This window comes from Rudanella lutea DSM 19387 (genome assembly GCF_000383955.1).
GTDB lineage: Bacteria > Bacteroidota > Bacteroidia > Cytophagales > Spirosomataceae > Rudanella > Rudanella lutea.
Genome location: NZ_KB913013.1, coordinates 2724696 through 2750640, shown reverse-complemented (window position 1 = coordinate 2750640; position 25945 = coordinate 2724696). Strand labels below are relative to the sequence as shown.

Here is a 25945-nt window from a genome sequence, read left to right as displayed (position 1 = left end):
GTAAGCGTTTGACTTAAGTTCTTTCGCTCATCGCTCATAACTCATCACTTATCGCTTAATTATCGACGATTTCCTCCACCCCGGTTGCCACCGCCCCGGTTGTTACCACCGCCCCGGTTATTGCCGCCACGGTCATTACCACCCCGGTCGTTCCGGCCACGGCCACCGCGGTCGTTACCACCATCGCGATCACCGCGCGGACCACGACGGTCGCCACGGTCGTTGCTACGCTCACCAGCGGCACGCTCGCCAGCGGCTGCTGCGCTTGCCATAGCTGCCGGCGACAGGTCACGCTTGCCGTAAACCTCGCCTTTGAAGACCCATACCTTAATACCGATCTTTCCGTAGATGGTTTGGGCTTCAGAGATTGCGTAGTCGATATCGGCACGCAAGGTGTGAAGAGGCACCCGACCTTCTTTGTACTGTTCGGTACGTGCCATCTCGGCACCACCCAGACGGCCCGACAGTTTCAGCTTGATACCCTGTGCGCCTACCCGCATAGCAGCCTGAATGGCTTGCTTCATGGCACGACGGAACGAGATACGAGCCTGCAGTTGCTGAGCAATGGCTTCACCGATGAGCTTCGCGTCGATTTCGGGGCGCTTAATCTCGAAGATGTTGATCTGAACGTCCTTACCGGTGATCTTCTTCAGCTCTTCTTTGATCTTATCAACCTCGCCACCGCCTTTACCGATTACGATACCCGGACGTGCCGTGTGAATCGTAAGGGTAATCCGCTTCAGTGTACGTTCGATAACAACCCGAGAAATGGCTCCTTTCGGAATACGGGCTGCAATGTATTTTCTGATTTTTTCGTCTTCGACCAGTTTGTCGGCAAATTCTTTGCCACCGTACCAGCTTGAGTCCCAACCACGGACGATACCAAGCCGCAAACCAACCGGATTAACTTTCTGTCCCATGCGTTGTTACTCGTTTACTTCTGTTTGAGTCGCTTCTACTAACTCTTCTGGCATTGCCGCGCTGTCGACTACCAACGTAATGTGGTTTGACCGCTTCCGGATCCGATGGCCACGGCCCTGAGGAGCCGGGCGGAGACGCTTCAGCATCGGGCCGCCATCAACAAAAATCGTTTTTACGTACAGATCGGCATCTTCGATGCTGGTGTCAGTATTCTTTTGTTGCCAGTTGGCAACGGCTGACAACAGTACTTTTTGCAACACATCTGCACCCTGCTGGGGTTGGTATTTCAGAATACCGAGTGCCCGGCTCACGCGCTGACCACGAATAAGGTCAGCTATCAACCGCATTTTGCGGGGCGAAGAGGGCACGTTTTTCAGTTTTGCTACTGCTTCCATGTTTACAAGTTTGCAGTTTTCGGTTTTCGGTTTTCAGTTCGTTGTTGGCATTACCCACACTAAACTGTAAACTCTAAACTGAAAACCCCTTTATCGTTTGCCCTTATCTTTCTTCGCTACGTGACCACGGAAGTTCCGGGTTGGGGCAAACTCGCCGAGTTTGTGACCCACCATGTTTTCCGTTACATACACAGGGATAAACTTATTCCCGTTGTGAACGGCAAACGTATGTCCAACGAAATCAGGTGAGATCATTGAACGGCGCGACCAGGTTTTGATAACCGACTTTTTGCCCGACTGATTTTGAGCCTGAACCTTGTTGTCCAGACGGAAATCTATATATGGGCCTTTCTTGAGTGAACGTGCCATTTATTAATTACTTTTTCCGGCGGCTAATGATCAACTTGCTTGATGCTTTCTTCGGCGAACGAGTCTTCTGACCCTTAGCAAACTGCCCGTTCCGTGAACGTGGGTGACCACCAGATGCCCGGCCTTCACCACCACCCATCGGGTGATCAACAGGGTTCATAGCAACACCCCGAACACGCGGACGGCGGCCTAACCAGCGCATCCGACCAGCCTTACCCATTACCACGTTCATGTGGTCTGGGTTAGATACCGAACCAACCGTGGCTACACAGTTGCTCAATACCCGGCGAGTTTCGCCTGAGGGCAAACGCAGAATAGCGTAACGCTCTTCACGACCAACCAACTGAGCATACGTACCAGCTGAGCGAGCCATAGCTCCACCTTTGCCGGGTGTCAGTTCGATGTTGTGAACAATGGTACCGATCGGCATAGCCGACAGTTGCATTGCGTTACCTACGTCGGGGGTAGCCCCCTCGCCTGAACGGATAGTTTGGCCTACCGTCAGACCCTGCGGGGCGATGATATAGCGCTTCTCGCCGTCTTCGTACTGCACCAGGGCAATACGAGCTGAGCGGTTCGGATCGTACTCGATCGTCATTACCTCAGCAGCCATACCGTTTTTATCGCGCTTGAAGTCGATGATACGGTACATCCGCTTGTGACCACCGCCAATGTAGCGCATGGTCCGGCGGCCCTGATCGTTCCGGCCACCCGATTTCTTGATCGGCTCCAGCAAGCTCTTGGTTGGCTTGTCGGTAGTGATCTCGGCAAAGTCCGGAGCCACGCGGAAGCGGGTACCGGGCGTTACTGGTTTTAGTTTCTTAACTCCCATGATTCGTTATGCGTTTCAGTGCAACCGCCTTGTTACAGGTCAGCGTAGATGTCGATTACTTCGCCTTCCGCTACCGTGACAATGGCTTTTTTGGTTGTTGGGGTCATGCCGCTTACAATCCGACCCTGGATGTTCTTGCTCTTCTTTTTTCCGAGCGTAGTCATCGTCCGTACTGACGTCACATTGACGCTGTACATTTTCTCGACAGCCTTACCGATTTCAACTTTATTAGCGGTGCGTGCCACTTCAAAAGCATACTTTCCCTGCTTAGACTGGGCTGTCATTTTTTCCGTGATAATGGGTCTTTTTAGAACGCTCATGATTGTTGCTCAAAAAGAGATTGGATGGTTGACAGCGCTTCTTCGCTGATAAGCAGACGGTCGGCATTCATCAAATCATAGGTGCTGACCTGCGTAGCCGTCATTACTTTTGCTTTTTCTACGTTCCGGCTCGACAAAACCACGTTCGTGTTTACGTCCGGCAGAATAAGCAGTGTTTTACGGTCAGCAACTGAAAGCGCGTTCAGGAATTCGATGTAGCTCTTCGTGCGCGGAGCGTCGAAGGCAACAGAGTCGATTACAGAGATGCTGTTCTCCTGAGCTTTTACGGCGTAAGCAGACTGGCGAGCCAGCGCTTTTACTTTCTTGTTCAGCTTGAAGCTGTAGTCGCGCGGACGGGGACCGAAAATACGACCACCACCTACGAATACAGGTGATTTCATGCTGCCGGCCCGGGCGCCACCCGTTCCTTTTTGCTTCTTGATTTTCTTGGTCGAACGGTTTACTTCAGCCCGCTCTTTCGCTTTGTGCGTTCCCTGACGCTGATTGGCCAGGTACTGCTTTACGTCCAGGTAAATCGCATGTTCGTTGGGTTCGATGCCGAAAATGGTTTCTGGCAACGTAACCTTCTTACCCGTATCCTCGCCCTTGCTGTTATATACGATTGCTTCCATGTCCTTACTTCTCGATAATTACGAATGAATTTTTGGCGCCTGGAATTGATCCACTAACAACGAGGAGGTTTTGCTCAGGCATAACCCGCAACACCCGCAGGTTTTGAACCTTAACGCGGTTGCCACCTGTACGACCTGCCATGCGCAGTCCTTTGAAAACCCGCGAGGGGAACGAGCAGGCACCGATCGAACCCGGGTGCCGCTGACGGTTGTGCTGTCCGTGGGTCTGTCCACCCACACCACCAAAGCCATGACGCTTTACAACGCCCTGGAAGCCTTTACCTTTCGAAGTGCCCACAACGTCAACAAAGTCGCCTTCGACAAATACGTCGGCAACTTGCAGAGTTTGACCCAGTTCAAGCGAGGTTTTGAATTCTTTGAATTCAACCAGCTTGCGCTTAGGGGTGGTGCCAGCCTTCTTGAAGTGACCTTGCAGCGGCTTGTTGGTGTGCTTTTCTTTACGCTCGCCGAAACCCAATTGCACGGCTTCGTAACCGTCTTTATCACCGGTACGAACTTGGGTAACAACACAGGGACCAGTTTCGATGACTGTACATGCCAGAGCCTGCCCGTCCGCATTGTACACGCTGGTCATCCCGATTTTTTTTCCTATTAAACCAGACATTTTTTTTGTTGTAAGCAGGAAAAAGTTTGAAAAATTGTACTTCTCTCCGAAAACGGAGCCGCAAAATTAGTGATTATCAGTCAGGACTACAAGCACCAATTTGCATTTACGCACAGAACATAAGAAAGGTCAGGCGTTGAACACACCTGACCTTTCTGCCAGTGGCTGATACACCCTGTGTATAATCCACCGAAAAATGCCAGATGTGGTTTCCTTTCGGACCTTCACCCGAGTTATGTTCTAACCGCCTGGGGCGGCTGCAACTTAAACTTTGATTTCTACATCAACGCCACTGGGCAATTCAAGCTTCATCAGGGCATCTACCGTTTTAGCACTGGTTGAGTAAATGTCGACCAGACGCTTGTAGGTGCAAAGCTGGAATTGTTCCCGCGACTTCTTGTTCACGTGGGGTGAACGCAGCACGGTGTAGATTTCTTTGTTGGTTGGCAGTGGGATGGGGCCGCTTACGACAGCACCCGTCGACTTTACCGCCTTCACAATCTTCTCAGCTGATTTGTCGACCAGCGTGTGATCGAACGACTTCAGCTTAATGCGAATCTTTTGGCTCATTATACCTGGTTCGTTTTGTTTTATTAAACCTGTCCGAGAAAGAACCATTTACTCCTCAGTCAGGTCGCCATTGCTGGCATTTTGAGGGTGCAAAGGTACGAAAAGAGAGGACAATAAAAAAGGAGCAACCCAAAAGTTGCTCCTTTTTTATCTTTATTTTTCAGCTACTTAGGCGTTTACTGTTCCTTTTGCTTTCGCTACTACGCCTTCAGCCAGGTTAGTTGGCAGAATTTCGTAGTGAGAGAAGGTCAGGTTGGCAGTAGCCCGGCCTGATGACATCGTACGGAGTTCGGTGATGTAGCCGAACAGTTCCGACAGAGGAACATCAGCCTTGATCACTTGTGAACCGGCACGCGTATCCATACCCTTCATGATACCCCGACGACGGTTGAGGTCACCCGTGATCGGACCGGTGTATTCTTCCGGCGTCAGTACCTCTACAGCCATGATTGGCTCAAGGATTTTCGGGCCAGCCTGACGGCCTGCTTCGCGGAAGCCCATCCGAGCTGCCAATTCAAACGAAAGTGAGTCGGAGTCAACGTCGTGGTACGAGCCGTGGAACAACCGAACTTTCATCGAATCGAGTGGGTAGCCAGCAAGCGGACCGTTGGTCATTGACTCGCGGAAACCTTTTTCGATAGCTGGGATGAATTCTTTCGGGATAACACCACCTACAATTGCATTCACAAATTGCAGACCGGGCTTGATCGTTACGCCGTCTTCTTCCGGATCGCGGGGTGAAAGATCAAATACGATGTCGGCAAACTTACCACGACCACCGGTTTGCTTCTTGTAAACCTCACGGTGACCCGCTACCGTTTTCGTCAGAACCTCTTTGTAGGCTACCTGAGGAGCACCCTGGTTTACTTCAACTTTGAATTCACGACGCATACGGTCGATGATGATTTCAAGGTGAAGCTCACCCATACCCCGGATAATGGTTTGTCCGGTTTCTTCGTTTGACTCAACTTTCAGGGTTGGGTCTTCTTCGATCAGCTTCGTGATAGCTTTCGAGAAGTTATCCTGATCGGCTGTTTTCTTAGGCTCGATAGCGTAACCAATAACCGGATCGGGGAAGATCATCGATTCCAGAATGATTGGGCTCTTCTCATCGCACAGGGTATCGCCCGTTTTGATGTCTTTGAAACCAACCACGGCACCAATATCACCAGCACGCAGCTTATCAATCTGATTCTGCTTGTTAGCGTGCATCTGGAAGATCCGTGAGATCCGCTCTTTGTTGCCCGAACGCGTGTTCATGATGTATGAACCCGAGTCGAGGGCACCTGAGTAAACCCGCACGAAACACAGACGACCTACATAGGGGTCAGTCGCAATTTTGAACGCGAGTGCCGTAAACGGATCAGACTCGGTTGGGTGACGAACCACTTCGGCGTCGGTGTCGGGGTTAGTACCCTTAATTTCCGGCTTGTCGAGCGGTGAAGGCAGCAGGGCCATCACGTAATCGAGCATGGTTTGAACTCCTTTGTTCTTGAATGAAGAACCGCAAAGCATCGGAACCACTTTCATGGCGATGGTTGCCTCACGGAGGGCCTTCAGGATTTCGTCTTCGGTGATCGAGTTCGGATCTTCGAAGTACTTCTCCATCAGCGTGTCGTCGAATTCGGCAACGGCTTCGAGGAGTTTCTCGCGCCACTCGGTTGCTTCTTCGAGCATATCGTCCGGAATGGGCACTTCGGTAAAGGTCATGCCTTTATCCTGCTCGTTCCAGATGAGACCCCGGAAGTTAACAAGGTCAACCACGCCTTTGAACTGATCTTCGGCACCGATTGGCAACTGGAGGGGAACAGCATGGCTACCGAGCATTTCGCGAACCTGCTTCACTACGTTGAGGAAGTCGGCACCCGAACGGTCCATTTTGTTCACGAAGCCCAGACGCGCTACGTTATAGTTGTTGGCCAGGCGCCAGTTGGTTTCTGACTGAGGCTCTACACCGTCGACGGCTGAGAACAGGAACACCAGACCATCGAGTACACGCAGCGAACGGTTTACTTCAACGGTGAAGTCAACGTGGCCTGGGGTATCGATGATGTTTACCTGGTACTGCTGATCGCGGTATTTCCAGTTAACGGTAGTAGCAGCCGACGTGATCGTAATACCACGCTCTTGCTCCTGCTCCATCCAGTCCATGGTAGCAGCACCCTCGTGTACCTCGCCGATTTTGTGACTCACACCGGCGTAGTACAGGATCCGCTCGGTCGTTGTGGTCTTACCGGCGTCAATGTGAGCAGCGATACCAATGTTGCGGAGGTATCGGAGATCAGTTGCCATAATAGTATTGGGAAATGAAGTTGTTTAGTACGGAACCGTGATTGACGACTTTGTTATCACAACAAGGCCATTTTCACAATTAGGACGCAAAATTACTGAAAAACAATTTGAAAACAAAGTGTTGAGTTAATTAACTCGCTGTTAAAAGGCAGATTGTTAAGGACTTTGGAGAAAAGACCGTTTGTAATTTTCTCAGTTTAGTGATTCAGTAGAGTGCTATCAAATATCACTTGGCTAAGAATCCTTTGGCAATCAGGTAGGGAATAATGAGCCAAAGGAGCCCTTTGATCAGGAAGAAGAAGAAACCAGCCCAGCCTACGCGCTTAAGCCAGAAGCGGAAACGGTCGTTCATGCGCTAACAACGAACAGGCCATTGGGTTAGTTCGGGAAATAAAAAAAGCGAGTCAAAACGACTCGCTTTTCTCTTGTGGGAGTTGAGGGATTCGAACGGCAGCGGCCGACCGTCCCCGACCCTCTGCTTGTAAGGCAGATGCTCTGAACCAACTGAGCTAAATAAAAAAAGCGAGTCAATTTGACTCGCTTTCCTTTCGTGGGAGTTGAGGGATTCGAACCCCCGACCCTCTGCTTGTAAGGCAGATGCTCTGAACCAACTGAGCTAAACTCCCTTTCTTACCGCCCCGGTGTTTTCCGTTTTGGTGGTGCAAAGATAGGGGCCTGAAAGTGCACTATGCAAGTCTTTGTCCGAAAAAAATTTAAAATACTGGTGTTCTGGTTTGACTGTTTCGTGGTAATCAGACAATTAACGGGTGAAATTTTTTTGCCGAAAAGCACTCCTTCGACCTACTCAAAGTTCAGGTAGAGGGTGACGGTGTGCGAAGTAAGCCGTTGAATACCGGCCGTGTTGGCGGCTATACTGGCATTGGTAGGAGCAAACAGATTAACTACACCATGCGAAAACCGGAGCTCGGGGCTGATTTTGGTGTACTCCAGAAACTGCTCAAAGCCTACCCCATAATCGAGAGTGAGGTCGGCGGTTTTGGTGTTGAGCCGCCCGGCCGACTGGGCCTGCCGTTTCCGAACGTTTGTTTCGAGCGCGGCCGTAGCTCCCGCAATCAGGTACATCCGGCTGTTGCGCCGACGCTCCGACTTGTACTTGAACAGAAACGGAAACTCCATCCAGGTCGATTCGCGTACGTCTTGGGTAGTCGCTTTGTCGGCAAACTCGTACTGTACCGTACGGCCGTACAACGATACGGCCGGGGTAAATCGAAAGTCGAACCGGTCGGTTAGGTACGCATTGACCAGCAAACCAACCCGGAACGACACCTTGTTGGGCGAGTACAGCCGCTCAACCGTTGTGTTGTTCACATAGGCGGGGCTGTACTTCACATTGAACCGCGTAACGGGCATGGCGAAGAAAAACCCGTAGTGAATCGGCTTGTCGTCGTAAAATTCGAGATGCTTACGCTGATATCCGTAGCCCTGAGCGTGGGCACTGCTATTAATGAATAATGAACAATGAATAATGAACAGTGCACAGACAATGCTGTTGGTAGAAACCCGTAGCCCACGACCGCGGACCGATTTTTCATTATTCATTAAACATTGTAAACTGTACATTGTACACTCTTCATTATTCATTATCCATTTCAGAATCAGGCTTTTTGCCCAATGTAAATAGATGCAACGCCGAACGTCAGGGGTATCCATCGAGTTTTAGTAAATCCGGCCTGCTCAAAAATGCGGATAAAATCAGGACCATCGGGGAAAGCCTGCACCGACTCAGGGAGGTAGGTGTAGGCCGATTGATCGCGGCTGATAAGGCGCCCAATAAGCGGCAGAATGGTATTCGAATAAAAACCGTACAGTTGTTTGAACGGAAACGCGCGCGGATTCGAGAATTCGAGCACCACACAAACCCCTCCCTTGCGGGTTACGCGGTTCATGTCGGTGAGGCCTTTCAGCAGGTTTTCAAAGTTCCGTACGCCAAAAGAAACGATGACGGCATCGAATTCATTGTCTGTGAACGGCAATCCTTCCGAATCGCCGGACCGCATTTCGATCAGGTGATCCACACCCCGCTTCACCATTTTCTCCCGGCCAATCTTCAGCATTCCCTCCGAAATATCGACCCCAACAATTTTTTCGGGCTTCAGGGCGAGGGCTTCCAGAGCAAAGTCGCCGGTTCCGGTGGCAATGTCGAGGATTTTCTTCGGTGCATAAGGCTTCAATTCACGAATGGCTTTTTTGCGCCACAGAATATCAATACCTCCGCTGAGAACGTGGTTGAGCAGATCATACTTGGGCGAAATGTTGTCGAACATCTCGGCAACCTGCTCGCGCTTGCTGGTAGACTTGTCTTTGTAAGGAACGACGGGCATAACTAAAGAGCCAAAGAGTGATGGAGCGAAAGCGTTCTGGCATCGGGTAAAACCATCTTCTGGTGCCTACTTCCGCTCTTTCGTTCTTTATTTTTCTTTGCTAACGGTCTGATGAAACGGAAAGTTTGGCCGTCGGCGGGCAATTGATTAGTTTTCTGTGCCCCATCTAGGGTTCCTTTGTTGTATGAACGCTTCGTTTCTCCCGTTTACACTTCTGCTTTCGCTGTATTTTCAGCCTGCTACCGACGACCGGCTGGTAAAAAAAGCACTGGCTATCCATGCCCGTGTGCTTACACTCGACACCCATGCCGATGCACCCATTAACCTACAAAAAGACGGGTTTGACCTCGGTGTGGCGCATGAGGTAAAAAAGGGCGGTACCCAAATCGACTTTCCGCGTATGAAACAGGGCGGTATGGATGCTATGTTTTTTGCAGTGTACATGGCGCAGGGCCCGCGCACGCCCGAGGGACACGCCCGAGCGAAGGAAAAAGCGCTGGATATTTTCGACAGGATACACACCTCGTTGCGCAAATACCCGAACCTGGCCGAGTTGGCTACCTCACCCGCTGATGCCTACCGGATTGAAAAACTTGGCCGACGGGCGGTTTTTATCGGCATGGAAAACGGCTACCCGGTCGGGGAGGATCTGTCGTTGCTTAAAACGTACTATGACCTCGGGTGCCGGTACATCACACTGTCGCACTTTGCCAACAACGCTATTTGCGACTCGGCTACCGACCCCGATGGACCCGTGCACAATGGTCTTAGTGCTTTCGGGCGGGAGGTCGTGGCCGAGATGAACCGGCTGGGTATCATGATCGATGTGTCGCACGTGTCCGACAAAACGTTCTACGATGTACTGGCCCTTTCAAAAGCGCCCGTTATTGCCTCGCATTCCAACGCCCGCGCTCTGTGCGAGTTTCCCCGGAACATGTCCGACGAGATGATTCGGGCTCTGGCGGCTAAGGGTGGGGTCGTGCAGGTGAATTTTGTGAGCGATTACCTCCGTAAGCCCTCTGATGCGCATCGGCAGGCACTCAATAGCGTGCGTATGGCGGGGGTAGGCAAGGTGCTGACACCCGACGTAGAGGCCCGTATCGAAGCGAAAACGGATTCGATCAAGCGGGTATATGCCTCAGAGCGGGCGAGTGTGGCCGACGTAGTCAATCACATCGACCATATTGTAAAACTGGTGGGCATCGACCATGTCGGGATCGGTAGCGACTTCGACGGTGGGGGCGCGGTTAATGGAATGGAAGACGTCAGTCAGATTGAGAATCTGACGATTGAATTGGTTCGGCGGGGGTACTCCGAAGCCCATATTGCCAAAATCTGGGGTGGTAACCTGCTGCGGGTACTCGGGCAGGCGAAAACAAAAGAGTGAAAGAGCGAATGAGTGATTGGTGAGTGCCGAGATTGGTTCTTGCGTCAGCCAATTCGCTCAATCACTCAATCGCTAATTCGCTCATTAGATCAGGCAATAACCTGATACAGCACCACCGGAGCCGATTTGTTTTTGAGCTGGTAGGAGCCAACCTCTTCGCAACTGAATGACTCTTTGACGAGTTGGTATGATGCTTCGGTAATCAGAATTTGGCCGGCCTGAGCCGCTGACTGAAGGCGCTGCGCCGTATTGACCACGTCGCCAATAACGGTGTAGTCGAGACGCCGGAGCGTGGCTGACCCAATATTGCCCGAGACTACCTCGCCCGAATTGATACCAATAGAAACCTGCGGTTTATAATTGACATCGGCGCCGAGCGAATCGTGAATTTCTTTCATGCTGGCCCGAACACCCAGCGCGGCTTCGATGGCCCGATCGAGGTGGTAGTCGCCCTGGAAAACCGCCATTACGGCATCGCCCATAAACTTATCAACGTATCCCTGTTGGCTGATTACTTCCTTCACAATTACGTCGAAGTAGTTGTTGATCAACTGCACAACTGTGTCGGGCTTTTCTCGTTCGGCAATGGCCGTGAAGCCGCAGATGTCGACAAATAAAATCGACGCTTTAATCAGTTCATTGGCCGTAAGCGACTCTTCAAACTCAGAGCGGGTCATGAATTTGAGCACACTCTCGTCCACGTACATACGCAGGATGTTGTTCTCCTTTACAGCTTTGAGGGTTTCTCGAATCTGCTGCACATGCCGCAGGGTTTTTTGCATGGTCAGCTCAAGATCTTCGAAATTGACGGGCTTGCACACAAAATCGAAAGCCCCCCGGTTCATGGCCGTTCGGATGTTGTCCATATCGCCATAAGCCGAAACCATCACGGCCTTGATAACCGGGTTCAGGTCGGCGAGTTTCACGAGTAGGGTAAGCCCGTCCATTTCGGGCATATTAATATCACTCAGGACAATATCAATATCCGGAAATCGCTGTAATTGGCTGAGGGCTTCAAGGCCATTCTGGGCAAAATAGAACTCATACAAACCCTCACGAATCTGCCGCCGGAATTTCTGTTTAATGAGCAGTTCAAGATCTTGCTCATCATCAACAACTAATATCTTGGATTTCATGGAGGGATGGGCCCGCTATTGAAGCGTTTTAAGCTTGTTTTTCAGTTCGTTGAAATCGAGGGGTTTGGTCAGGAAGTCGTCGGCCCCCAGTTCCATCGCCTGATTGTAGCTTTGGGCATCGCCGTAGGCCGTAATCATCATGACCACAGGGGGCGGGGGCGATTGGTAGTCTGATTTGATTTGCCGCAGAAGTTCGAGCCCACTCATACCTGGCATATTGATGTCCGACAAAATCAAGACGGCTTCCGAGAGCAAATCTTTCAGGTATTCGAGGGCCTGCTCGCCCGATTCGGCAAACGTAAACCGAAACTCACCGTTTCGGATCTCGCGCCGGAAGCGCTGCTCGAACAGGGGTCGTACATCGGTTTCATCGTCAACTACGAGAATGTTCATGAGGATATGTTGGAGCAAGAAGTGGACGAGTAATTAGGTATCGGTTCAAACAAAAATAGGGAAAAAACAGCCTATAGACCGCTATTTGATTCTGTGGTGTACTCAAAGAGGCTTCCCGCGCAGGGGGCTAAGGTGGGGTAACTGGTAGCTCGACCACAAATTCGGTGCCTTCGCCTTCCTGACTGTCGACCGTAAGGGTGCCACCGTGCCCTTTGGTGATGATATCGTACGAGAGCGAAAGGCCCAGACCCGTACCCTCGCCCGTGGGCTTGGTGGTAAAAAAGGGTTGGAAGATCTTTTGACGAACGCTGTCGGGCATACCCAAACCGTTGTCGCGCACGCAGACCACCACCCGGCCTGGTTCCTGCCGGGTACTTACCCATAGCGTGGGTTTGAAGCCATCTAAACCGTGGAGTTTTTCAGAATTCGTGAAGTTTTTACCCTGTTCCTGTACGGCATAAAACCCATTGTTGAACAAATTCAGCAATACCCGGCCCACATCCTGAGCCGCTACATTGACCGTAGGTAAGTCGGTTGCGAAGTTTGTAATAAGCTGGCAGTTGAATGATTTATCCTTGGCCCGAAGCCCGTGGTAGGCCAGTCGAAGGTACTCATCGGCCAGGGTGTTGAGGTTGGTGGGCTGTTTCTCGCCGGTACTGGCTCGGGAGTGCTCCAGCATGCCTCGTACAATAGAACCGGCCCGTTTGCCGTGGTGGTTGATTTTTTGCAGGTTGAGTGTAAGATCGTCGGCAATAGCCAGCACATCCTCGGTGCGCCCGGCCTGGGCTTCTTCTTTCAGCTCGCTCACCAGCTCGGCGCTTACTTCGGCGAAGTTGTTGACAAAGTTCAACGGGTTCTGAATCTCGTGGGCGATGCCCGCCGTCAGTTCACCGAGGCTGGCCAGTTTTTCTTTTTGGATTAGTTGGGCCTGAGAAGCCTTCAACTCAGCCGTACGTTGTTCGACTTTTTCTTCCAGTACCCGGTTCTGGTTTTCAATGAGTTGCTGGTTTTCCTGCGTCAATCGAAGCTGTTCCTTGAGCGACTCTTCATGATTTTTTTTGAGCAGGTTTACTTTGTACGTAAGGCCCAAGATAAAAAAGACGGTCTGTATAAATCCGCCAACAACGGAACCGTTCCGATTCCAGAAAGTGAACGGAATAGCTCCGTACAAACTGGATACAAATAGGGCTGAACAAGACATAAATACGGCCTGTCCGATGGCATAGAACAAACCGGGTCGGTAGCCTCTTATAGCTACGGTGATACTTGCCAGTATAGAGAAAAGGCTGGAGGAAAAAGCAGACAGACCACCAAGCGCATTCTGTAATGATCGATCATCCTGACCCGATAAACGTACACCCGCTACGGCCAGTGATGCTACGGCAATAAGTACCCAGAGGCCTATCCCTATTCTGTACAGCCAGCGTGCCTGTTGCTTAAGTTGTAGAAGCGAAAAGGTAAACAGCAGATTGAGAAGACTATTGACTCCAACGTGAATGCCGTAATTATCCCTGAGAGTAATAGGCCAGTGACCAGGTACTTCGAGCAAGGCTCCTCGTGTACTCAGGCCAACCGACAAGCCAACGACAGTCGCGAGTGTAAACAGCAGGTTATCCCGGTCGCGTAACCGGACGCCCAGTATGAGACAATATATGGCAACGATAATCGCGAAACCATCGCCCAAACCGTTGAGCAGATCCTGATAGTGGATGTCTTTGGCCAGCCTTGGCGACGACATAGCCCCCATATGGAGCTTCGGAATACCCATACTGGGTACAAAAAAGTACAAGGTGTGGGTTTGTCCCTGTTGCACCTTCAGTGGCAAAATAGATTGGCTTCGCTGGAATAAGTTGTGTGTGGCAGCCCCGTGAAAGTCGACTTGCCCGGTATTGACGAGACTGTCTGCACCAACTTCGTACATCTCCACCAGCATGTCGCTGGCGTAGAAAAAACGCAGGAAGTAGTTGTCCGAAGTAGGGTTTTTCAATGCAACCTTGAACCAGTAGGCTTGTCCGACCTCCCCCTGAATCGGTGTTTGGGTAATTGGAACAAATGGGTACTTGTCGGGGCGAAGCAGCAAGGAATCAAGCGTGATTTTTTGCCCTGGATTAACACGTAGTGCTGCACAGCTCTCGAAAACAGGATATATTTTGTCTGAGTCGCTTAGTGTGACAGGCTGAGCATAAGTGGAAGAAAGAAACAAGCAGAAAAGGGTAGCCAGTAAGGCTACCGAGCGGTAATTGGCAGGCATAGGAATAGTGGCTAAAGAGGGTAGTTACCTTGTTGAAGGTCAGGCTCCCGCATTGCGCCACAATATACTGGTATCAGCCCGTCTGTGTGCACGTTCTATCCAATAAATACTCAGGTGTTTACTTGCTGACATAGGGGTTAGTTGGGTAGCTCGACCACAAATTCGGTGCCTTCGCCTTCCTGACTGTCGACCGTAAGGGTGCCACCGTGCCCTTTGGTGATGATATCGTACGAGAGCGAAAGGCCCAGACCCGTGCCCTCGCCCGTGGGCTTGGTGGTAAAAAAGGGTTGGAAGATCTTTTGCCGGACGCTGTCGGGCATACCCAGCCCGTTATCGCGTACCCGAATGCGCACCCGGTCGCCGACCCGTTCGGTCAGTACCGTCACCGTTGGCTGATACCCTGGCGTTCCCTGTTTTACGCGCTGTTGGGTTGCATAAAAAGCGTTGTTGTACAGGTTGAGCAACACCCGGCCAATATCCTGAGGAATTACACTGACAGTTCCCACCGCCGGATCGGTAAGGGCTTCAAATTTGGCGTTGAAGGTCTTGTCTTTGGCCCGGAGCCCGTGATAACTAAGCTTCAGGTACTCGTCGGCCAGGGCGTTGATGTCAACGGCTTCGCGTTGGCCGGTACTGGCGCGGCTATGTTGCAGCATACTGCGGATAATCCCCGACGCCCGGTGCCCGTGGTGCGCTATTTTCTGGAGATTCTGCGTCAGGTCGTCGAGGAGTTCGGCTTCCAGCCCTTCGTCGCGTTCGGGGCCACGTTGTCGTTCGTCGATCAGCTCTTTGACCAGTTCGGCGCTTACCTCGGAGAAATTATTGACAAAGTTGAGCGGATTCTGAATCTCATGGGCGATGCCCGCCGTCAGTTCGCCGAGGCTGGCCAGTTTTTCGCGCTGCACCAGCTGGTCCTGGGTTGCTTTCAGCTCGGCCAACGTCTGTTCGAGTTCTTCTTTCTGGCGGCTTATCTCGGCCGTACGTTCGGCAACCAGATGTTCGAGTTCGGCTTTGCGGACTTCGTCGAGCCGCCGACGTTCGGCTTCTTCGGCTCGTTCGGCTTCAATTCGGGCCCACTCTTTTTTCTGGCGGGAGGCAAAAATGAACGAAGCTGCCAGCCAAACGGTCATCACCGACGAAACGAGATCGAAAATATCGTCGTGCCGTTTGTAAAAACCCGGTGCTACTGCCTCAACAATTTTCGCGTTGACAATCACAAAGACATACGGCAGCAGCCCCTGAAACAGGGTTCGGGCGGGTTGCAGGTCGCGCAGGAGCCAGGCTGTGTAGGAGAGCGTAGGTATGGAGCATATCCAGAGTAATACAACCGGAAGTTCGCTTTTAAACGCGGTCGCCAGTCCGACCAGAATTCCAAACAGTCCCCAAAACAAGTTGAGACGCTTGTCCCAGAGCGGAATCCGTTTTTGAGTGTCGAGAAACCGACGGGTCCAGAAAACGATCAGGGCGCAGAATAAACCGGAAAGAACAGAATTGGTAACGTCCATACCAGAATAGGTGAGGGGGAATAGAGTTGGTAAAATACGGCCTTATGGCGTAAATCACCAACACGGCCTCAGTACAGAAACTGGCGGTTTTGTATTTTCTTTGCCAGTATGATTGGAAACCGCCCATCCGAACAGATCAACCGCTCACTTGGTATCCGTGCCGATGAAGGGCAAACCGTCCGGCTCTTTTTTCTGCATAACTTTTTGCTGGGCGTTGGCACCATGCTCGTTTATGTGGCCGCCAACGTCATTCTGCTCGAAAACCATCCCGAATCCAGCCTGCCCATTGCCTACGTGGCATCGGCGTTGGGGATGATGGCCATGGGCCGGGTCTACGCGCACTTTGAGCATCATCTGGCCCTCAGCCGACTGGTGGTGCGGGTTCTGTGGGCCGTTATTTTGCTCACGGCGATTATCGCGGCTCTGGTGGCCTTTGGGCACTCAGTGGCGGCAGCTGTAGCCATCATGGTTGGCTTCCGGGGAATTTATCTGCTCACCAATCTGGAGTTCTGGGCTATTTCGGCTCTGGTGTTTGATGTCCGGCAGAGTAAGCGTCTGTTTAGCATTATCAGTTCGGGCGATTTGCCGGCCAAGGCGTTGGGCGCTATTCTGGCCGCTCTTATCCATGGGCACAGCGATTTGCTGGCTCTGTTGCTGGTGGCCTTCGCCTTTTTCGGAGCAGCTCTGTACATCACGTCTCTCACCATACGGCTGCATAACGTACACGCCCCTCATGCGCCCACCCGCCCGATTAGGCGGGCACCTACGCGATGGGTGCAGCAGTTTTTTGGCGGTAGTGAACTAATCCGGGCGGTATGCCTGAGCCTGGTACCCGTTGCCATGATAGCCGCCGGTATTGAGTTCGCGTTTTTCATCAACGTAAAACACAAAGTACACCACCAGGAGGCCGTTATGACGTATCTGGGCTACGTGCTGGCGCTCACGTATCTGGTGGCTATGGTGGTGAAAGTGCTGGCGTCGCGCCGGACGCTGGAGCAATTTGGGATTCTCAATACACTGCGGCTTCTGCCGGGTGTAGCCCTGGCCTGGGTGGCGCTTTACAGCCTGATCTGGTTCTGGCCCGACGCTATTCTGGGCGATGCCGAAACAACCCTGATGGTCTACTATTGCGGCCTCTATCTGGTGTTTGAAGTGGTACGCCGGGCCTTGTTCGACCCGGTCGTGCTCGTTTTGTTTCAGCCGCTGCCCGCTCAGCAACGGCTCAAGGGACATACCCTGGCTAAAGGTTTTTTTGAACCATTGGGTATGGGACTGGCCGGGGTGCTGCTTTTCCTGCTCCGCAATGACCCGCCCTGGGCCGACCTGGCCCTGCTCACGGGCTTGGGTGTGGTTGGCCTGACCTTGTTGGGCTTGTTGGCCAAAACCTACCTGCAATACGTCAGTACGTTGCAGGATGCCTTGGGTCGGCGGTTTATTGCGACCGATGATCTGGCCATTCCGGCCGAAGGCACCGCTATTGTGCTCAAAAGTCTCCAAAGCAACCGGCCCGAGGAGGTGCTGGGCGCGTTGGAATACCTGCCCGATAATCAGCCCGGCCTGCTTGCCGACCGGGCCGAGGCATTGCTAAAACACGCCGATGGCCGGGTGCGGCTGCGGGTGCTGCAACTGGCCGCCGACCGTTCGGTACAGGTGCCCCCGGCTTTGTTGACCGAGCGGGTGCGGCAGGATACCGATGCGCCCGTTCGCCGAAAAGCAGCCGAGTTGCTGGCCGGGCAGTCGAAGGATGCCGTTGCGACGGGTTTGCTCAGTACGAGCGACCGGGCCGTGCGCGAGGGGGCTATTGTGGGTTTTTACCGCAATGGGTTCAGCCATGCGCCTGCGCTTGCCAGTCTGAACGCCCTGGCCCAAAGTTCCGACTCTACAGATCAGAAAATTGTGCTCAGTTGTGTGCGGGAGTTGCGGCTCACCGACCGGGCGGCTTTGGTAACGGCGGCTTTGAAAAGTACCGACGATAGCCTCGTATCGGCCGGTCTGCGGGCGGGTGGGGTACAAACCGACCCGGCCGTGTGGCAACAGATGCTTACGTTCCTGACCGACCGGCAACACGGCCGCACCGCCGTGCGGGCGTTGGCTACCGTTGGCGATCCGGTATTGAAAGTGTTGCCAACGCCCCTGGCCATGCTCGATAACCCGCTGCGGTTCCGCCGAACCATTGCGGTAGTTGATCAGCTACGCACCCGATCAGGCGGGCGCTGGCTACTGGAGCAGCTTCCTACCACGCCCATGCCCATGCGGGCGGCCTTGCTCCGAAGCCTGATGCACTACCCAGCTACCGACGCGGCCGAAAAACTGTACGAAAATCTGGTGGATGAGGAATTGCAGCTGGCACAGCGTCTGATTCACGGCCGGACTGAAACAACCGACCCGTTGCTGACCGAAGCGATTGCCTACGAGATGGATAGCGTAGTGGACCGGCTCCTGTTGTTATTGACGGGGTTGTACGACAAAGAGACCGTTAATAGCGTGCGGCAGAGCCTGGACCATCAGAGTGGTGAGCGCCGGGCCAATTCGCTCGAATTACTCGAAAACGTTATTCCCCGGCCGGTGTACAATACGTTGCTGGCTCTCACCGACGATCTGCCGCTGTACGACCGGTTGTCCCTCGTCGATGCTCATCTGGGGCCGCTCGATGCGCCGGTGCCGATCACGGCCTACATCAGTCAGTACGGTTTATCGCGTTTTACCCCCTGGACAATGCTCGTAGCCGGGCAGTTTCCGGGGGCTTCCCATACGACCGAGTCACATTCTTCTGTTATGGATCAACATTCAACATCATCCACGGGGGCCGCGTCCACGTCGGCCATCGAGCGGGTACTGGTACTGCGTAATAGCTCGCTGTTTGCCAGCACTCCCGCCAACGTACTGAGCAGCATTGCACCTATTATGCGGGAGGTTGCCTACACCGAGGGACAGGAGGTCGTTCGAAAAGGAGAAGTAGGTAACTGCATGTTCATAATCCACCGGGGCGAAGTAGGCGTGTACGATGGCGATCGTTTGTTGGCTACCCTGCGCGAAGGCGACGTGGTAGGTGAGCTGGCCCTGCTCGATGCTGAACCACGCTCGGCTACGGTAACGGCCCTGGTCGACACCGTCCTTTTCCGTATTGATCAGGCTGATTTTTACGATCTGATGGAAGAACGGGATGAGGTCATGCAGAATATCATTCGGATGCTGTGCCGGAAGATTCGGGTGCAGAATGAAAACGGAAAATGAGCACAAAATATCCATTCATGTAACTTAGTGTTACTGAAATCTGTGTAGTTTAGGTGCCGAAATTGCCTGCCATGCGCCTGCTATTCTTCCTCTTCCTTTATCCGTTCACCCTTTTGGCTCAACAGACCCAACAGCCTGCGAAAGGCTGGCAGGAGCTGACCATTTCGGACGGCCTTTCGCAGGGGATGATCTTCGACCTGGCGCAGGATCGGGCGGGCCTGATCTGGGTAGCTACCAAAGACGGCCTGAATCGTTTCGATGGGTATAATTTTACGGTTTTTACCCACGATCCCTACGACGAGTTCAGTGTATCGGATAATACCTGTAAAGCGTTGCTGCTCGATCGGAAGGGGCGGCTTTGGATTGGTACTCAGACCCAGGGCCTGAATTTGTACGACGACCGGACCGGGCGGTTTCACCACATTCATATCGGCGATCTGCTGAAACCGGCTTTCGGTAGTTATGAAATCAGTATTCTGGCCGAAGACCCCGATGGTAACATCTGGGCCGGAACGAGCATCGGTAAAGTGTTTAAGATCACTCTGCCTGCCTCGCTCAAAGAGCAGTTCCCGCAGGAGGCCGACTTCACGAATCAGATAAGCCTTACGCAGGTAGTACTGCCCGAAACCAAGGGCAACCTGCCCGCCTTTTATTTTAGCTTCATGCCCAACGGGCAGGCTTTTGTCTGTAACAGTTACGGCGCTTACGCGTTCAACTGGCGTCAGCCGAAGCCGGCTACCCGTTCGGAACTGCTAAGTCGGCAGTCGGCCGATTTCCACGCTATGTGCGCCGATGGGCGGCAAACGTACTGGTTTGCTGCTACTGATGAGCAGCTGGTAGCCTGGTACAACGGACAACGCAAGTCAATTGGGTTGCCCCAGAAGAAGTATCTACGGGTACAGGTGAAGGCCCTTGATGATAGCTTAATCACGGTTGCCACTACCGATTACCTCTGGATCATGTCGGCACGGGAGCTGTTTGCGCGCGATAGTCTTACGGTTCGGGATGCGTTTGCCCCGTTGCCGCCCTCGGTGTACTCAGTGCCCACCTTGCTCAAAGACAAAACCGGTAATATCTGGGTAGGTACGAGCGGGTACGGTTTGCGGAAGTTTAACCCGCGGGTACGGCAGTTTCGGTCGTACATTCCCAACACGACCCTGTCGAATCTATACGTTGATCGGCGGGGGCGTACCTACACCCGGGTTCAGTTTGCGTATGCGCAGCTCGACCGTTCGGGCAACCGCCTTCTACCGTTTCTGAATCCCGCCTTATCACCCGCCGATCGGCGGCAGCGCAATTTTATTCAGGCCCGGAATGGGCTGTTCTGGGTCTCAAACGTCAATTTTGAAACCCAGGCCAATACGCTTTTTAAATTCTCGGAAGAGTGGCAACTGCTCAAACGCTACCCGTTGCCAGCGCAGGTTGTTTTTGGCTTTACGGCTAATCAAACGGTTGAAGATAAAGACGGTAGCCTCTGGATTGGTGCGGCCAACGGTAAACTGCTCCGGTTCGACCCGGCAACCGAAGCGTTTCAGATATTCAGCTACGAAGATTTGTTGCCGGGCCGCGGGGCTGAGGCCGAAACCTACGCGCTCTTACAGGACAAAGGCAACACGCTTTGGATTGGTACCCAGAAGGGGCTCATAAAAGCGGAGGCCCTTCTGGGTACCAAACCCAAGTTTACGCTGTACACAAGTGATAAAGCAAACCGACAGAGCCTGAGCAGCAACTTTGTGTCGAGCATTATCCGTGACCCCAACCAGCCCGATCGGTACCTCTGGATCGGGACAAAAGGCGGGGGATTAGAGCGATTCGACAAGCAGTCGGGGCAGTTTGCCCATTTTACCGAAGCGCAGGGGCTTCCCAATAAAGTTGTGTACGGGATTCTGGTCGACGAGTTTCGAAACCTCTGGCTGAGTACCAACCGCGGTTTAGCCCAGTTTAACCCGAAGACCTACAAGTTTCGTAATTATACCAGGGCTGATGGACTGCAGGACGATGAGTTCAATACGGGCTCATTCGTCAAAGCGCCGTCGGGTGAGTTGCTGTTCGGTGGCGTCAATGGATTAACGGCATTTACCGCTGCCGAGATCGAGCGGCAACCGGGGCCAATCCCCGAGGTGCAGGTCATTGGCTTGCGCGTCAACAACGAACCCGTCAAGGTGGGTGGTCCCGACGGTATTTTGCCCGAGAGTTTGAACTACCTCAAAACGCTGGCTCTTTCGTACCGGCAGAATCAGTTGACACTGGAGTTTGGTTTGATGGATTACACCAATCCGGCCCAGAATCGGTTTCGGTATCGGCTCGAGGGTATTGATAAAAACTGGGTAGAGGCCGGTACCAACCGCTTTGCCAATTATGCCCAGTTACCAGCCGGTTCGTACACGTTGCAGGTAATGGGGTCGACGGATGGCGAGGTCTGGAGCAAACCCATTTCGCTCGAAATTGACGTTAATCCACCGTTTTATGCGTCATGGTGGGCCTACACGCTGTATGCGATTTTGCTGTTGTCTATTGCGTGGCAATTATACCGTTTCCAGACCCAGCGACTCTTACTTGAGCAGAAGCTGGTTTTTGAACAGAAAGAGGCCGGGCGGCTGGCGGAACTGGATGCGCTGAAAACCCAGTTCTTTACCAATATCTCCCATGAGATTCGGACGCCCCTTACCCTGATTCTGAGCCCGCTGAGCGATCTGCGAAAGCGTTTGCCGGCCGAAGGGACGCTCGAACTGATGGAGCGCAACGGGCAGCGGTTGCTTACGTTGATCAACCAGTTGCTGGACCTAAGTAAACTGGAAGCCGGGCAGCTAAAACCCGAACTCGAAGCGGGCGATGTGGCCGTGTTTTTTCGAACGCTGGCCAGTTCGTTCAGCTCGTTGGCCGAAAGCCGGGCTATTACCTTTCGGTTTCACCAGAACGAAGCGGGCCGGTGGGCTTGTTTTGATCGCGACAAGGTGGAGAAGATTGTGGTTAACCTGTTGTCGAATGCATTCAAGTTCACCCAGCCCGGTCATACCGTTGATATGGATGTGCAGTATGGATACCCCACCGCCGAGAGGTTGGTGGTTCGGGTGACCGATACCGGCATTGGCATTGCGCCCGCGCACCTGTCCCGGATTTTCAATCGGTTCTACCAGGTCGAGGGGCCCAAAGCCTACGAAGGAACGGGCATTGGTTTGGCGTTGGTGAAAGAACTGGTTCAGGTGCTGGGGGGAACCATCGAAGCCCGAAGCACCGAGGGGGCAGGCACCGAGTTTACAGTGACTTTACCCTTGATCGAAGCCAGGCAGGACTCTGAGCCAGAGTTTGCTCCGGTACCAACCTTGGTAAAACCGAACACCACACCGCCCGAACCAGCTTTGCCTGACGACGCTGCTCTCCCGGAAGCCGATTCCGAAAAGGTATTGCTCGTAATCGACGATAATGCCGATATCCGGGCCTACGTGCGGCATGTGTTTGCCACCCAGTACCGAATACTGGAGGCCGTTGACGGGCTCGACGGTCTGGAAAAGGCAGGTGACGCTATTCCCGACGTGGTGATTTGCGACCTCATGATGCCTCGTCTTGATGGCTTCGGGTTCTGCCAGCAGCTCAAAACGCAACCGGCTACCAGCCATATTCCGGTGGTAATGCTGACCGCCAAGGCCACCGTACAAGACCGAATTGGGGGATTTGAGGTAGGCGCCGACGATTACCTGACCAAGCCATTCAACGCCGATGAGCTGCAGGTGCGGGTGCGCAACCTGATCGAAAAGCAGACAAGATTGTACGCGTGGTTCAACGCGAAAACATCAACTCCTTCATCAGAAGCACCGATTGCCGGTTTACCCGTACCGGAGCAGGTATTTCTGAATCGATTGACGGAGGTTGTGACGGCCCAACTCGATAATGCGGCCTTTACTGTTGAGGATCTGGCCGAGACGCTCAACCTGAGCCGGGTGCAGCTCCACCGAAAGCTCAAAGCCATCACCAACAGCACCGCCACCCAGTTTATTCGGGATGTTCGGTTGGCCAAGGCTGCCGAACTACTGGTGCAGAGCGATCAGAACGTTACGCAGGTGGCCTATGCCGTGGGCTTCGATAACCTCTCGTATTTTGCCAAGGTATTTCAGGAGAAGTACGGCACGTTGCCCTCGCAATACGGAAAACCCGTTGCCTGATGGTGAGCGCACATGCTTACCGTCAGGCAACGGGTCAAAGCATACCAGCCTATTAAGGCAGAGTTAGCTCCTGACGGCCGCTTTTGAGGGGTAGGGTTTTTCCTTTCCAAACTAGCGATCCGGTAAGGCCGGCCGGCAGCACAACCATACTTTTCAGCCCCGTCGGGCCGCTTTTTTCAAACCGCACATTAATCTCGCCCGCGGGATGGGGCATCTGCCCTTCGGCAAACGCCAGCGAACCCAGAAAAGGCTCAATTCGAACTGTTCGGAAGCCGGGTTCGGCCGGGTTAATACCACACACCGTCGACAGAAATTCGTACACCGGCGAAGCACTCCAGGCGTGGCAGTCAGAGCGGGCCGAGGTACCATCGGGCCGGTCGGCTTCTTCGGCGAAGGTCGTCAGACCAAGGGCGAGCATATCGCGCCAGGGTTTGAGCTGCGGCACCAGCTGATCGCCCATCCCGGTTTTCTTCAAGGCCTGAAACAGATAGAATTTAAAGTAAAACGTCGCCTGCGTAAGGTCGGTACCAGCAATCGTTTTCTGGAGAACGTCGCGTTGCTGGGCAATGGGTACTGCATCGGTCAGAATCGCCAGAATATTGGCATGTTGGCTAAATGAGGTTTTAGACGGGCCCCGGCCGACCGGGGTGTCGGCCATGAGACCCCGGGTTGCGTCCCAGCAGGTTTCACGAACGGCTTTTTTGATTCGGGCTGCCAGTGCCTGGTACTGCGCGGCCCGGTCGTTCTGGCCGTAGTGGGCAAAAACCTCGGCCGCGCGCAGGTAGGTGTACGCCTGCTGGAGCGACAAAATCGACGACCCCTCACGGACGCCAGGCGTAGCGACGCCCGGAGGCACCCCGCCGATACGAGCCTCGGGGTTCCAGGGCCATGCCCAATCCACAAAGTTCCACCACTCCATCGGCCCATTCAGGTTGTTAGGAGCCAACCGCTGTTCGTGCCACCGCAACACGCTCTCTATACCGGGTAGCAGCGATTTGATGAAGGTATCGTCTTGGCGGTGCATCCAATAATCGTGTACCATGCAAACCCAAAACAGCGAAAAGGGTGGAATGACCTGGGGGTCGGCACTGGGGTAACGGCTCTGAGTGAGACCGTCGCTGATACGGCTCTGGTCAAATTCCTGGAGAGCTTTGCGCATGAGCCGGTCGTCGCCCGACACGTACAGCGAAATCATCGACTGCACCCGCGTATCGCCGATGTACTGAAGCTGCTCGTAGTAAGGGCAGTCATAATAGGTTTCGCCCGCGCAAAGTCGGGCCGTTCGCCAACCCACGTTCCAGATGTCGGTCAGGGTAGAATCGCTCGCGCGAAACCGGGCTTTCTCGGCTAACGGATACCCGGTGTACTCGCCCACAAGATCCTGCAAAATGAGGGGCTCGTCGGCTGTTTGTACTGTAATCTGTACGTACCGGTACGTACGGAACCAAAGCGGCCGAAACGTTCGGCGGCTTCCGTCGGCTACAAACTGATCTTCAAACCCAATCAACTGCCGCCCGTCAACCTCGTTGCGGTTGCCTTTTTGGAATTTATCGTTGACGAGTCCCTCAGCATAGGCCAGTGTCAGAGTTGCGCCCCGGCCCCGGTCTACCGTTAGTTCGGGATAGGCATTGGTCAGGTGGCTTTGGTCGAGCAAAAAGGTGGCTTTGGTCCGGGCCGGTATCTCGACCGGAGCCGTTCCGGCCAGAAACTCGTCGGTCATGCGGGCATTCTCGGCCCGGCGAACCGTTTTGAGTCGCTGCTTAAACGACTCCATGGCCGGAATCTGTCGGGGCACCAGCGCCCAGTTGCCATCGGTACCCAGCCCACGGGGCTTGGCCGCAAACCACAGTACCCGTGCCGACGGCCACCCGCTATCGTCGAACCCCGGTTGTTCCCAGCCCCAGGGGTAACGTTCGGCAAGCACCCGGTCGCCGTCGCCCACCACGATGTAGGCACGCAGGTTGGGCCCTTTGAAGGGTTCGTAGGCCTGATTTTGCGTCACCTTCCAGCTGGCGTCTGTATTTGCGATTTTCTCAATCTCACTATCGCCCTGGAGCAGGAACCCAACCTGATAGCTCATTTGGGCAAACGGGGCCGAGTCGCCCAGATACCATACCTGAGCCGCCAGCACATTGGAGCCAGCCTGTAAGTACGGGGCCAGGTCGACCGTTTCGTAGTTCCAGTGCATCAAATCGCTACGGGCCGGGCCGAAGGCTACAGGCTTACCATTGACAAAGAGCCGGTACCGGTTGTCGGCCGAGACATGGACAACGAAGCGGGATGGTTTCTGGGGTAGACTGATGGTTTTCCGGAAATGGTACACACCATACTGCCGTACGGGCGCGGTGGGGTGGGCCAGCCATCGGGCATCCCAAAACGTCGACTGCCAGCGGCTTACCGGCGCGCTGGTCGCGGTTGTGGTACTGGCGGGTGTCAGCTGGGCCTCTACAGACGCGGCCGAAACAACCAACAGGAACAGAAGAGCAAAACGAAACATGGGGTAAAACTACAAAGGATACGGCTATATAGCCCATTACTTACAAATGGCACAGATTTTGATAAATCACCTCCGCAGCCTCAC

Annotated in this window: 20 protein-coding genes and 1 tRNA gene; 3 read left to right on the top strand and 18 right to left on the bottom strand. The window is 53.5% G+C overall.

Features of this window, described 5'->3' with window-relative positions:
- Positions 1–59: 59 nt before the first annotated feature.
- The 13 genes from rpsC to ubiE form a co-directional block, all read right to left on the bottom strand.
- Positions 60–920, bottom strand: a complete 861-nt coding sequence (gene rpsC, locus RUDLU_RS0111350; protein WP_019988504.1) for a 30S ribosomal protein S3 — start codon at positions 918–920, stop codon at positions 60–62.
- A gap of 6 nt (positions 921–926) precedes the next feature.
- The gene (gene rplV, locus RUDLU_RS0111345; RefSeq protein WP_019988503.1) at positions 927–1316 is read right to left on the bottom strand and encodes a 50S ribosomal protein L22; all 390 of its coding nucleotides are present in this window, start codon (positions 1314–1316) and stop codon (positions 927–929) included.
- Between the two features lie 90 nt (positions 1317–1406).
- Positions 1407–1685: a 30S ribosomal protein S19 gene (gene rpsS / locus RUDLU_RS0111340; protein ID WP_019988502.1), complete on the bottom strand. Its 279-nt coding sequence runs from the start codon at positions 1683–1685 to the stop codon at positions 1407–1409.
- 7 nt (positions 1686–1692) lie between these two features.
- A complete protein-coding gene (gene rplB / locus RUDLU_RS0111335) occupies positions 1693–2517 on the bottom strand; it encodes a 50S ribosomal protein L2 (RefSeq protein ID WP_019988501.1) in 825 nt (274 codons plus the stop codon).
- A gap of 32 nt (positions 2518–2549) precedes the next feature.
- Complete coding sequence (gene rplW, locus RUDLU_RS0111330) at positions 2550–2837, bottom strand: 50S ribosomal protein L23 (RefSeq protein WP_019988500.1); 288 nt, start codon at positions 2835–2837, stop codon at positions 2550–2552.
- Complete coding sequence (gene rplD / locus RUDLU_RS0111325; RefSeq protein WP_019988499.1) at positions 2834–3469, bottom strand: 50S ribosomal protein L4; 636 nt, start codon at positions 3467–3469, stop codon at positions 2834–2836. The genes rplW and rplD overlap by 4 nt, the downstream gene beginning before the upstream one ends.
- Before the next feature lie 4 nt (positions 3470–3473).
- The gene (gene rplC / locus RUDLU_RS0111320) at positions 3474–4094 is read right to left on the bottom strand and encodes a 50S ribosomal protein L3 (RefSeq protein ID WP_027302969.1); all 621 of its coding nucleotides are present in this window, start codon (positions 4092–4094) and stop codon (positions 3474–3476) included.
- A 264-nt stretch (positions 4095–4358) separates the two neighbouring features.
- The gene (gene rpsJ / locus RUDLU_RS0111315) at positions 4359–4664 is read right to left on the bottom strand and encodes a 30S ribosomal protein S10 (protein ID WP_019988497.1); all 306 of its coding nucleotides are present in this window, start codon (positions 4662–4664) and stop codon (positions 4359–4361) included.
- Positions 4665–4832: 168 nt separating this feature from the next.
- Positions 4833–6956: an elongation factor G gene (fusA, locus tag RUDLU_RS0111310; RefSeq protein WP_019988496.1), complete on the bottom strand. Its 2124-nt coding sequence runs from the start codon at positions 6954–6956 to the stop codon at positions 4833–4835.
- Positions 6957–7182: 226 nt separating this feature from the next.
- Entirely contained in the window at positions 7183–7308 is a 126-nt protein-coding gene (locus RUDLU_RS30415; protein ID WP_019988495.1) for a hypothetical protein, read from the bottom strand.
- Between the two features lie 199 nt (positions 7309–7507).
- Positions 7508–7582, bottom strand: a tRNA-Val gene (locus tag RUDLU_RS0111300).
- A gap of 175 nt (positions 7583–7757) precedes the next feature.
- On the bottom strand, positions 7758–8516 hold the full coding sequence (gene porT / locus RUDLU_RS0111295) for a type IX secretion/gliding motility protein PorT/SprT (protein ID WP_019988494.1): 759 nt from the start codon (positions 8514–8516) through the stop codon (positions 7758–7760).
- Between the two features lie 56 nt (positions 8517–8572).
- Positions 8573–9298, bottom strand: a complete 726-nt coding sequence (ubiE, locus tag RUDLU_RS0111290) for a bifunctional demethylmenaquinone methyltransferase/2-methoxy-6-polyprenyl-1,4-benzoquinol methylase UbiE (RefSeq protein WP_019988493.1) — start codon at positions 9296–9298, stop codon at positions 8573–8575.
- A gap of 184 nt (positions 9299–9482) precedes the next feature.
- Here ubiE and RUDLU_RS0111285 point away from each other — a divergent pair, with 184 nt between their 5' ends.
- Positions 9483–10685 carry a dipeptidase gene (locus tag RUDLU_RS0111285; protein WP_019988492.1) on the top strand — a complete coding sequence of 401 codons (1203 nt, stop codon included), beginning with the start codon at positions 9483–9485 and terminating at the stop codon, positions 10683–10685.
- An 89-nt stretch (positions 10686–10774) separates the two neighbouring features.
- On the opposite strand, the gene RUDLU_RS0111280 is transcribed toward RUDLU_RS0111285, so the two are convergent.
- The 4 genes from RUDLU_RS0111280 to RUDLU_RS0111265 all read right to left on the bottom strand — a co-directional run bounded on the left by RUDLU_RS0111280 (position 10775) and on the right by RUDLU_RS0111265 (position 15970).
- Positions 10775–11821: an adenylate/guanylate cyclase domain-containing protein gene (locus tag RUDLU_RS0111280; RefSeq protein ID WP_019988491.1), complete on the bottom strand. Its 1047-nt coding sequence runs from the start codon at positions 11819–11821 to the stop codon at positions 10775–10777.
- Positions 11822–11836: 15 nt separating this feature from the next.
- Positions 11837–12214 (bottom strand): response regulator, encoded by a 378-nt coding sequence (locus RUDLU_RS0111275; protein ID WP_019988490.1) that lies wholly within the window; start codon positions 12212–12214, stop codon positions 11837–11839.
- Positions 12215–12341: 127 nt separating this feature from the next.
- A complete protein-coding gene (locus RUDLU_RS28750; protein WP_083940566.1) occupies positions 12342–14465 on the bottom strand; it encodes a sensor histidine kinase in 2124 nt (707 codons plus the stop codon).
- 137 nt (positions 14466–14602) lie between these two features.
- The gene (locus tag RUDLU_RS0111265) at positions 14603–15970 is read right to left on the bottom strand and encodes an ATP-binding protein (protein ID WP_019988488.1); all 1368 of its coding nucleotides are present in this window, start codon (positions 15968–15970) and stop codon (positions 14603–14605) included.
- Positions 15971–16078: 108 nt separating this feature from the next.
- On the opposite strand from RUDLU_RS0111265, the gene RUDLU_RS0111260 reads away from it, so the two are divergent.
- Positions 16079–19204 (top strand): cyclic nucleotide-binding domain-containing protein, encoded by a 3126-nt coding sequence (locus RUDLU_RS0111260; RefSeq protein WP_019988487.1) that lies wholly within the window; start codon positions 16079–16081, stop codon positions 19202–19204.
- A 71-nt stretch (positions 19205–19275) separates the two neighbouring features.
- Positions 19276–23364: a two-component regulator propeller domain-containing protein gene (locus RUDLU_RS0111255; RefSeq protein ID WP_019988486.1), complete on the top strand. Its 4089-nt coding sequence runs from the start codon at positions 19276–19278 to the stop codon at positions 23362–23364.
- A gap of 52 nt (positions 23365–23416) precedes the next feature.
- Here the strand turns inward: RUDLU_RS0111255 and RUDLU_RS0111250 are convergent, their stop codons facing one another.
- Complete coding sequence (locus tag RUDLU_RS0111250) at positions 23417–25861, bottom strand: alpha-L-rhamnosidase-related protein (RefSeq protein WP_019988485.1); 2445 nt, start codon at positions 25859–25861, stop codon at positions 23417–23419.
- Positions 25862–25945: the final 84 nt, after the last annotated feature.

Coding starts and splice junctions, on each gene's coding strand:
- rpsC (WP_019988504.1), bottom strand. CDS start 920: ATGGGACAGAAAGTTAATCCGGTTGGTTTGCGGCTTGGTATCGTCCGT.
- rplV (WP_019988503.1), bottom strand. CDS start 1,316: ATGGAAGCAGTAGCAAAACTGAAAAACGTGCCCTCTTCGCCCCGCAAA.
- rpsS (WP_019988502.1), bottom strand. CDS start 1,685: ATGGCACGTTCACTCAAGAAAGGCCCATATATAGATTTCCGTCTGGAC.
- rplB (WP_019988501.1), bottom strand. CDS start 2,517: ATGGGAGTTAAGAAACTAAAACCAGTAACGCCCGGTACCCGCTTCCGC.
- rplW (WP_019988500.1), bottom strand. CDS start 2,837: ATGAGCGTTCTAAAAAGACCCATTATCACGGAAAAAATGACAGCCCAG.
- rplD (WP_019988499.1), bottom strand. CDS start 3,469: ATGGAAGCAATCGTATATAACAGCAAGGGCGAGGATACGGGTAAGAAG.
- rplC (WP_027302969.1), bottom strand. CDS start 4,094: ATGTCTGGTTTAATAGGAAAAAAAATCGGGATGACCAGCGTGTACAAT.
- rpsJ (WP_019988497.1), bottom strand. CDS start 4,664: ATGAGCCAAAAGATTCGCATTAAGCTGAAGTCGTTCGATCACACGCTG.
- fusA (WP_019988496.1), bottom strand. CDS start 6,956: ATGGCAACTGATCTCCGATACCTCCGCAACATTGGTATCGCTGCTCAC.
- RUDLU_RS30415 (WP_019988495.1), bottom strand. CDS start 7,308: ATGAACGACCGTTTCCGCTTCTGGCTTAAGCGCGTAGGCTGGGCTGGT.
- porT (WP_019988494.1), bottom strand. CDS start 8,516: ATGAATAATGAAAAATCGGTCCGCGGTCGTGGGCTACGGGTTTCTACC.
- ubiE (WP_019988493.1), bottom strand. CDS start 9,298: ATGCCCGTCGTTCCTTACAAAGACAAGTCTACCAGCAAGCGCGAGCAG.
- RUDLU_RS0111285 (WP_019988492.1), top strand. CDS start 9,483: ATGAACGCTTCGTTTCTCCCGTTTACACTTCTGCTTTCGCTGTATTTT.
- RUDLU_RS0111280 (WP_019988491.1), bottom strand. CDS start 11,821: ATGAAATCCAAGATATTAGTTGTTGATGATGAGCAAGATCTTGAACTG.
- RUDLU_RS0111275 (WP_019988490.1), bottom strand. CDS start 12,214: ATGAACATTCTCGTAGTTGACGATGAAACCGATGTACGACCCCTGTTC.
- RUDLU_RS28750 (WP_083940566.1), bottom strand. CDS start 14,465: ATGCCTGCCAATTACCGCTCGGTAGCCTTACTGGCTACCCTTTTCTGC.
- RUDLU_RS0111265 (WP_019988488.1), bottom strand. CDS start 15,970: ATGGACGTTACCAATTCTGTTCTTTCCGGTTTATTCTGCGCCCTGATC.
- RUDLU_RS0111260 (WP_019988487.1), top strand. CDS start 16,079: ATGATTGGAAACCGCCCATCCGAACAGATCAACCGCTCACTTGGTATC.
- RUDLU_RS0111255 (WP_019988486.1), top strand. CDS start 19,276: ATGCGCCTGCTATTCTTCCTCTTCCTTTATCCGTTCACCCTTTTGGCT.
- RUDLU_RS0111250 (WP_019988485.1), bottom strand. CDS start 25,861: ATGTTTCGTTTTGCTCTTCTGTTCCTGTTGGTTGTTTCGGCCGCGTCT.